Origin of the sequence: Streptomyces griseorubiginosus (assembly GCF_017614965.1) — a bacterium.
Lineage (GTDB): Bacteria > Actinomycetota > Actinomycetes > Streptomycetales > Streptomycetaceae > Streptomyces > Streptomyces griseorubiginosus_B.
On sequence record NZ_WVUG01000378.1, the window covers coordinates 1 to 7,638 of the forward strand.

At 70.4% G+C, this 7,638-nt stretch carries 7 protein-coding genes; 4 read left to right on the forward strand and 3 right to left on the reverse strand.

The window, feature by feature from the left end:
* Window positions 1-20: 20 nt before the first annotated feature.
* Window positions 21-1,298, reverse strand: coding sequence for a M6 family metalloprotease domain-containing protein (locus tag GRC12_RS39420; protein WP_208785274.1), 1,278 nt, complete (start codon window positions 1,296-1,298; stop codon window positions 21-23).
* A gap of 284 nt (window positions 1,299-1,582) precedes the next feature.
* Between GRC12_RS39420 and GRC12_RS39425 the strand changes: the two genes are divergently transcribed.
* A complete protein-coding gene (locus GRC12_RS39425; protein ID WP_208785275.1) occupies window positions 1,583-2,245 on the forward strand; it encodes a TetR/AcrR family transcriptional regulator in 663 nt (220 codons plus the stop codon).
* Between the two features lie 111 nt (window positions 2,246-2,356).
* Window positions 2,357-3,898, forward strand: a complete 1,542-nt coding sequence (locus GRC12_RS39430; protein ID WP_208785276.1) for an MFS transporter — start codon at window positions 2,357-2,359, stop codon at window positions 3,896-3,898.
* Between the two features lie 105 nt (window positions 3,899-4,003).
* Here GRC12_RS39430 and GRC12_RS39435 read toward each other — a convergent pair whose 3' ends face one another.
* Window positions 4,004-4,519, reverse strand: coding sequence for a MarR family winged helix-turn-helix transcriptional regulator (locus GRC12_RS39435; RefSeq protein ID WP_208785277.1), 516 nt, complete (start codon window positions 4,517-4,519; stop codon window positions 4,004-4,006).
* 97 nt (window positions 4,520-4,616) lie between these two features.
* Here GRC12_RS39435 and GRC12_RS39440 point away from each other — a divergent pair, with 97 nt between their 5' ends.
* Entirely contained in the window at window positions 4,617-5,408 is a 792-nt protein-coding gene (locus tag GRC12_RS39440; RefSeq protein WP_208785278.1) for a dioxygenase family protein, read from the forward strand.
* Between the two features lie 15 nt (window positions 5,409-5,423).
* Here the strand turns inward: GRC12_RS39440 and GRC12_RS39445 are convergent, their stop codons facing one another.
* On the reverse strand, window positions 5,424-5,942 hold the full coding sequence (locus GRC12_RS39445) for a GNAT family N-acetyltransferase (protein ID WP_208785279.1): 519 nt from the start codon (window positions 5,940-5,942) through the stop codon (window positions 5,424-5,426).
* Between the two features lie 200 nt (window positions 5,943-6,142).
* Between GRC12_RS39445 and GRC12_RS39450 the strand changes: the two genes are divergently transcribed.
* Entirely contained in the window at window positions 6,143-7,141 is a 999-nt protein-coding gene (locus GRC12_RS39450; protein WP_208785280.1) for a sigma-70 family RNA polymerase sigma factor, read from the forward strand.
* The last annotated feature ends 497 nt before the right edge of the window (window positions 7,142-7,638 follow it).

The following is a 7,638-nucleotide window of genomic DNA, read 5'->3' on the forward strand; positions in this document are numbered from 1 at the left end:
CCCCCCAAGACCCCTGCCCCTCACCGCCGACTGACCAGCACCCGGTACGCGCCCGTGCCGTCCACACCCGTCACCGCGATCCGGATCCCGCGTCTCGGGTCTCGGAACACCTCGCCCGGGGTGAACGGCGCGTCCGAGAGTTCCGCGTTCACGTTGGGGCTGCGGGTGCAGCCGCCGCTGTTGCGGTGGGAGTCGTACACCGTCACCGGTCCCATCCCGGTGTCCACGTCCGCGTCGACCCGGTAGACGAGGACGCCCGCCCGGCACACCGCCTCGTCGTTGCCCTCACGGGTGCGCAGCTCAAGGGCGTACCCGGCGCGGCCGCTGACCGGCACGAACACCAGCTTCGGGCCGCCCGCGCGGGCCAGCGGGGTCAGCGTGTACTCGGTCGTGCCCCGCGTCGCCGCACAGCTGACCTGGGACGGGTCCAGCCAGCCGAGCTTCCACTTGTGCCAGCCCAGCAGGTCGTTGTCGGCCCCCCAGTCCTCGCTCATGATGTCCCAGTGGCCGACCGCGCCCCCGCCCTCCTGCGTGTACAGGTCGGGCAGCCCGAAGACATGCCCGTTCTCGTGGGGCAGGACGCGGTAGCCGGTCTGCGCGTAGGAGCCCGAGCCGTCGTCCTGCCGGGAGTACACGAAGGACGCGTTGGCCACCGGCACACCGTCGGCCACGGGCGCGTCCGCGTTGCCCGCGAAGGTCACCGACAGCACCGTGTCCAGCGCCGAGGGCCCCGCGTTCGGTGTCACCAGCACGTTCAGGAAGTCGTACGAACGGAAGTCCACCTGCGGATCGGCCGCGCCGACGATGTCCTGGACCAGCTCCCGGTAGCCGGGGTCGAAGGGGGCGCCGCGCTCTATGCCGTACGCCCTGAACGGCTTCGGCATGCGCAGCCAGTGCGGGATCGGGGTCTCGGGGCGGTAGTCGAGCCGGCCGTATGAAGCGGTGCGGAACCACTCGCGGGTCCGGGGGAAGAATTCGCGGAAGCGGTCGAGGGCGTCGCCCGGGCCCGGCGCGTCCGGGAAGTCGATCATCAGCGTCAGGGCGTGCACGGTGCCCGTGGAGCGGGAGTAGCCCGTCGTGGTCGGCACGCCCTCGGACATCTGGACGGTCCGGTTGCCGGTGATCATGCAGGGTGCGAGGGCGGCGCTGCGGGCCATCGCGCTCGGGCCCGCCCCGGCCGCCCTGGTGCCGGTGCCGGCGTGGCGGGTGCCGGCCGAGGTGCCGAGGGCCAGGATCAGCGCGGTCACGGACGCGAGGGCGGCCACCGTGCGGGGGCGTATCCCACGGCTGAGCGGCATGCACGGGCCCTTCCTCCATGGCAGCCGTCGCGGTGGGCTGCGCCCTTTCGATCACCCTGGGTCGGGGCCGGGGCGGGCGCTCGCTGGAGGAGTCCGAACGGGGTTTCCCCGCATCAACGCGGGTGTGACCCAGGTCACATGAAATAGGGCGGCGGGCGGGAAATAACCGGGGACGCCTTCCCCGTTTAACCATGCGTCCGAGCGAAACGGGGAGCCCCTCCCCGGATCGCACCGCCCGTTGACCGAAGAGCCCGTCGACGGGCCCCAGAACCGAGGAGGACGCCGTGACCGTCACGACGACCGCGCAGCCCGCACAGCGCAAGGTGACCAGGCCCCGCGCCGACGCCGTGCGCAACCGGGAGCGGATCGTCAGCGCCGCCCGCGAGATGTTCACCGAGTACGGCCCCGACGTGCCGCTCGACGAGATCGCCCGCCGGGCCGGCGTCGGCAACGCCACGGTGTACCGCAACTTCCCCGATCGCGACGCGCTCGTCCGCGAGGTCGTCTGCTCCGTCATGGACCGGACGTCGGAGGCGGCCGAGCAGGCACTCGCCGAGACCGGGGACGCCTTCGAGGCGCTCGAGCGATTCGTGCACGCGTCCGCCGACGAGCGGATCAGCGCGCTGTGCCCGATGGTCTCCAGCACCTTCGACAAGCACCACCCCGATCTCGAAGCGGCACGCGAGCGGCTGGAGCAGATCGTCGCGGAGCTCATGGACCGCGCCCAGCGGACCGGCCGGCTCCGCACCGATGTGAGCGTCGGCGACCTGATGATCGTCGTCGCCCAGCTCAGCCGGCCCCCGGCCGGCACCGGCTGCCTCGTCAACGACCGCTTCGTCCACCGTCATCTGCAGCTGTTCCTGGACGGCCTGAGGGCTCCGGCCCCGTCGGTCCTGCCGGGAACGCCCACCAGCATGGAGGAGCTGCGCCGGCCCCTGACCGATTAGTTCAGCGCTCCACACCAGTCCCAATCTCCGAGCAGTGCGGCCGTCGACGACGACGGGCCGTCAGCCTTCGTCTCCGTTTTTCCGTCACGAAGTCCCGAAGTGGGTACACCCATGTCTGACACAGCCTCAAAGGCTCCAGGAAGCACCGTCGGTGCTCCCGACTCCAACCGCTGGAAGGCGCTCGTCTTCATCGCGCTCGCCCAGCTGATGGTCGTCCTCGACGCCACCATCGTGAACATCGCGCTGCCCTCCGCCCAGCAGGACCTGGGCATCTCCGACGGCAACCGCCAGTGGGTCGTCACGGCCTACGCGCTCGCCTTCGGCGGCCTGCTGCTGTTCGGCGGCCGCATAGCCGACCTGTGGGGCCGCAAGCGCGCCTTCGTCATCGGCCTGACCGGCTTCGCCGCCGCCTCCGCGCTCGGCGGGGCGGCCACCACCGGCGCCATGATGTTCGGCGCCCGTGCCCTCCAGGGCGTCTTCGGCGCCATGCTCGCCCCCGCCGCGCTCTCCCTGCTCGCCGTGATGTTCACGGACGCCAAGGAGCGCGCCAAGGCCTTCGGCATCTACGGTGCGATCGCCGGTGGCGGCGGCGCCGTCGGCTTCATCCTCGGCGGCGTGCTGACCGAGTACCTGGACTGGCGCTGGACGTTCTTCGTGAACATCCCCTTCGCCATCGTCGCCGCGCTCGGCGCCTACTTCGTCATCCGTGAGCCGGAGGGCGGCCGCAACCGCAACCCGCTCGACATCCCCGGCGTCCTGCTCTCCACCCTCGGCCTGGTCGCGCTGGTGTACGGCTTCACCCGCGCCGAGTCCGACGGCTGGGGCGACTCCCTGACCGTCGGCCTGTTCGTCGCCTCCGCGGTCCTGCTGCTCGCCTTCGTCGTCACCGAGGCCCGCGTCAAGGCCCCGCTGCTGCCCCTGCGCGTGGTCACCGACCGCAACCGCGGCGGCATCTACCTCTCGCTCGGCATCGCCATCATCGCGATGTTCGGCACCTTCCTCTTCCTGACCTACTACCTGCAGGTCGTGAAGGGCTTCTCGCCGATCAAGACGGGCTTCGCCTTCCTGCCGATGATCGCCGGCATGATGGTCGGCTCCACCCAGATCGGCACCCGGCTGATGACCCGGGTCCCGGCCCGCGCCCTGATGGGCCCCGGCTTCCTGGTCGCCGCGGTCGGCATGCTGCTGATGACGCAGCTGGAGATCGGCTCCTCGTACGCCTCGACGATCCTGCCCGCGATGCTGCTGCTCGGTCTCGGCATGGGTACGGCGTTCATGCCGGCCATGTCCCTGGCCACGCTCGGTGTCGAGCCCCGGGACGCCGGTGTCGCCTCCGCGATGGTCAACACCTCGCAGCAGGTGGGCGGCGCGATCGGTACGGCCCTGCTGAACACGATCGCCGCGTCCGCGACGACGTCGTACATCAAGGACCACATCGCCGGGGCGGGCTCCAAGTCCCAGCAGCAGCTGGTGGCCCTGCAGGGCCAGGTGCACGGCTACACCAACGCCATCTGGTTCGCCGTCGGCATGCTGGTGCTCGCCGCGGTGATCGTGGTGACCCTGGTCAACACCGGCACCCCCGGCTCGACCACCGTCACCGGCTCCGAGGAGGGCGCCGAGGACGAGCTGGCCGTCCCGGTGATCGCCCACTGACGGCCCCGTACGGCCGTACCCCTTCGGAAACCTCCGTACGCGGGAGGAAGGGGACGCCCCCCGCGTACGGCCCGGGATCTGCCCTGGTCTCGCTGAGTGAGCGGCTCAGCGGAGCCAGGGCAGGTCCGCGCCCGCCTCGTCGGGCTGCAGGCCCTCGGCGACGATCTGCATGATCTCGCCGAGGGCCTGCTGCTGTTCGGGGGTCAGCCGCTCGAACACCGCCTGCCGTACGGCCGTCACATGGCCCGGCGCGGTGCGGTCGAGCACCTCGTGGCCCTGCTGGGTGAGCACCGCGAACTGGCCCCGCTTGTCGGAGGGGCAGTCCTCGCGGCGCACCCAGCCGTTCTTCTCCAGGCGCGCGATGGCGTGCGAGAGCCGGGAGCGGGTGATCTTCGCCTTCATCGCCAGTTCCGTCATCCGCAGCCGGCCGCCCGGGGCCTCGGCGAGGCCGACCAGCAGGCCGTAGGAGATGTGCGGCATGCCCGCGTCGCGCTGGAGCTGGCGGTCGAGATGGTCCTCGAGGAGGGTGGTGGCATGCAGGTAGGAGCGCCAGATGCGCTGTTCCTCGGAGGTGAGCCAGCGGGTCTCGGTCTCGTTGGCGGATGCGGGTGCCGTATTCATGCATCTACTGTACGAGACCCCTCCTTGAAAATTAAACAAAACCGGCGTACCCTCGGTTCATAGAGTTTGAGATTTCAACTATCAGGGAGCCGCCGCCATGTCCGCCGCCACCCGGGAGCGCATGCCCGCCCTCTACCTGAGCCACGGCGCCCCACCGCTCGCGGACGACCCGGTCTGGCCGGGCCAGCTCGCCGCCTGGTCCGCCGACCTGCCCCGCCCCAAGGCGATCCTGATGGTCTCCGCCCACTGGGAGGAGGCCCCCCTCGCCCTCGGCGCGGTGCACACGGTCCCGCTCGTCTACGACTTCTGGGGCTTCCCCGAGCACTACTACCAGGTGACCTACGAGGCCCCGGGCGCCCCCGAACTGGCCGAGTCCGTCCGCAAGCTGCTGCGCGCCCCCGGCACGCCCGTCCAGGACATCCCCGACCGCGGCCTCGACCACGGCGCCTACGTCCCGCTCGTCGAGATGTTCCCGGCCGCCGACATCCCCGTCCTGCAGATCTCCATGCCGACCCTCGACCCGGTCCGGCTCATGGAGATCGGCCGCAAGCTGGCGCCGCTGCGCGACGAGGGCGTGCTGATCGTCGGCTCCGGCTTCTTCACCCACAATCTGGCCGCCCTGCGGTACGCCGGGAACGGCGTGCCGACCTGGTCCTCGGAGTTCGACGACTGGGGACGCCGGGCGCTGGAGAACCGCGACTGGGACAGCCTGCTGGACTTCCTCGACAAGGCCCCGGCCGGCCGCTACGCCCACCCGCGTACCGAGCACTTCGCCCCGCTGTTCGTCACGATGGGCGCGGCGGAGGCCGGTGGCGAGCTGGACGCGCAGAAGTCGGTGATCGAGGGCTTCTGGATGGGGATGGCGAAGCGGTCGGTGCAGTTCGGCTGAGGTCCTTCGGGGGCGCTACAGCTCCTTCTCGTACCAGGCCACGTCCCAGTAGCGGCCGAACTTCCGGCCCACCTCGCGGTACGTGCCGACGTACCGGAAACCGAAGCGTTCATGCAGCCGCGTGGACGCTTCGTTGGGTTGCGCGATGCCCGCGTAGGCGCGGTGCACGTCCTCGCCCGCCAGGTCCTCGAACAGGGCCTTGTAGAGCAGTGTGCCGATGCCGCGCCGGCCCGCGTGCGGGGCGACGTAGACCGTGACCTCCACCGAGGTCTCGTAGGCGGGCTTGGCGCGATAGGGGCTGGATGTGGCGTAGCCCAGAATTTCCTGTGTGTCCGCGTCTGCGGCAACCTTCAGGCGGTGCGGTCCGTCTTCAGGGTGGGAGAGCAGCCACGGGCGGCGCTCCTGAGCAGTGAAAACGGCGGTATCGAATGTGATGGACGTCTCACGGACGTAGTGGTTGTAGAGGTCGGTGAGGGCCTGGAGGTCCGCCTCGACTCCCGGCCTGACCTGCACCTCTCCACGCTCCGTCGGCATCCTGCCTCCTCGTGTGGCCGCACAGGGTACTGCATGATCAGAAAATCGGAGGGTCGGGTTGGGAATTCTGTCCGGTTTCCAGTCGTTGTTCCGGTCAGATGCAGGGCACCCGACAAAGGTGCTGAGCGGTACTCAACGACGAGTGCCCGGCGTCTGAGAAGGACCAACACCCGCCAGCCCACCATTGCAAGGGAGCACGCATGGCAACCCGTGCCGTCGCCCGTCGTCAGTCCGCCACCGGCGAGACCGTCGACACGGCAAGCAGTGTTCGCGCACATGGCGGCGAGATCGCAGACCGCGACCTGGTCGGCATGTACCTCGACGAGATAGCGCGCACACCGCTGCTCGATGCCGCCAAGGAAGTCGAGCTGTCCCAGATCATCGAGGCGGGTGTGTTCGCGCGACAGGTTCTCGACGGGTACGAGGAGTCCAAGGCCGACGCCTCCCGTGAGGAGCTCGAGGCCCTGGTCGCCGAGGGAGAGCGGGCCAAGGACATCTTCATCCGCTCCAACCTCCGCCTGGTCGTGGCCGTGGCGCGGCGCTACCCCCGCAGCGGCCTGCCCCTCCTTGACCTGATCCAGGAGGGCAACGCCGGTCTGGTCCGCGCGGTGGAGAAGTTCGACTACCGCAAGGGCTTCAAGTTCTCGACGTACGCGACCTGGTGGATCCGCCAGGCCATCACGCGCTCGATCGCCGACCAGTCCCGCACCATCCGGCTCCCCGTCCACCTGGTGGAGGAGCTGGGCCGCATCCGTCGGGTGCAGCGCGAGTTCAACCGGGAGAACGGCCGCGACCCGGAGCCGGCGGAGATCGCCGCCGAGCTCGGCTCGACACCGGAGCGCGTCTCCGACGTCCTGGACTGGGCCCGCGACCCGGTCTCGCTGAACATGTCGGTGGACGACGAGGGCGAGACCCAGTTCGGCGACCTGCTCGAGGACACCTCGGCGGTCTCCCCCGAGCAGTCGGTCCTGACCCTGCTCCGCAGCGAGGAACTGGACGACCTCATCGGCCGCCTGGACCCGCGCACGGCGTCCATCATCAAGATGCGGTACGGCATCGAGGACGGCCGTGAGCGCACCCTGACGGAGGTCGGCAAGGAGCACGGCCTCACCCGCGAGCGCATCCGGCAGATCGAGAAGCACGCCCTCCTGGAACTGAAGAAGCTGGCCCGCGACACGGGCTTCGAGGCGGCGGCGTAGGCCGAGGCCGGGCCCGCGGCCGCCACGGGGATTCCGTGAGCGACGGGGCACAGCCCGGGTCGCTCGGCGTACGACGGTCGCGGACCGCGTGCGCCGGGTGACTCAAGACCGCGCAAACCTGGCGGAGTCAGACCGCTTCAACAGGTCAGCGCGCGGGAACAAGACTTCAGGGCACGGGAGTTCGACACCGTCAGCCGTCAGCCGTCAGCCGTCAGCCGTCAGCCGTCAGCCGTCAGCCGTCAGCCGTCAGCCGTCAGCCGTCAGCCGTCAGCCGTCGAGCGCGAGTCGTCGAGCGCGAGTCGTCAGCAGTCCGTGTCTTCCGAGCGGACCCAAGAGCCAAGTCCCGACGCAACACCCCCCCGGCGCCGGGACCTTCCCAAGCCGGGCTCCGGCGCCCTCCCCCCGGGCGCCGGAGCCCGGCTCTTTTGCCATCGAGCCGTGGCGGGGCGGGAGAGGGTGACGGCGAGGGAGGTACGTGTGTCGGCCGGGGCCCAGGG

Coding starts and splice junctions, on each gene's coding strand:
- GRC12_RS39435 (WP_208785277.1), bottom strand. CDS start 4,519: ATGAATACGGCACCCGCATCCGCCAACGAGACCGAGACCCGCTGGCTC.
- GRC12_RS39450 (WP_208785280.1), top strand. CDS start 6,143: ATGGCAACCCGTGCCGTCGCCCGTCGTCAGTCCGCCACCGGCGAGACC.
- GRC12_RS39420 (WP_208785274.1), bottom strand. CDS start 1,298: ATGCCGCTCAGCCGTGGGATACGCCCCCGCACGGTGGCCGCCCTCGCG.
- GRC12_RS39445 (WP_208785279.1), bottom strand. CDS start 5,942: ATGCCGACGGAGCGTGGAGAGGTGCAGGTCAGGCCGGGAGTCGAGGCG.
- GRC12_RS39430 (WP_208785276.1), top strand. CDS start 2,357: ATGTCTGACACAGCCTCAAAGGCTCCAGGAAGCACCGTCGGTGCTCCC.
- GRC12_RS39440 (WP_208785278.1), top strand. CDS start 4,617: ATGTCCGCCGCCACCCGGGAGCGCATGCCCGCCCTCTACCTGAGCCAC.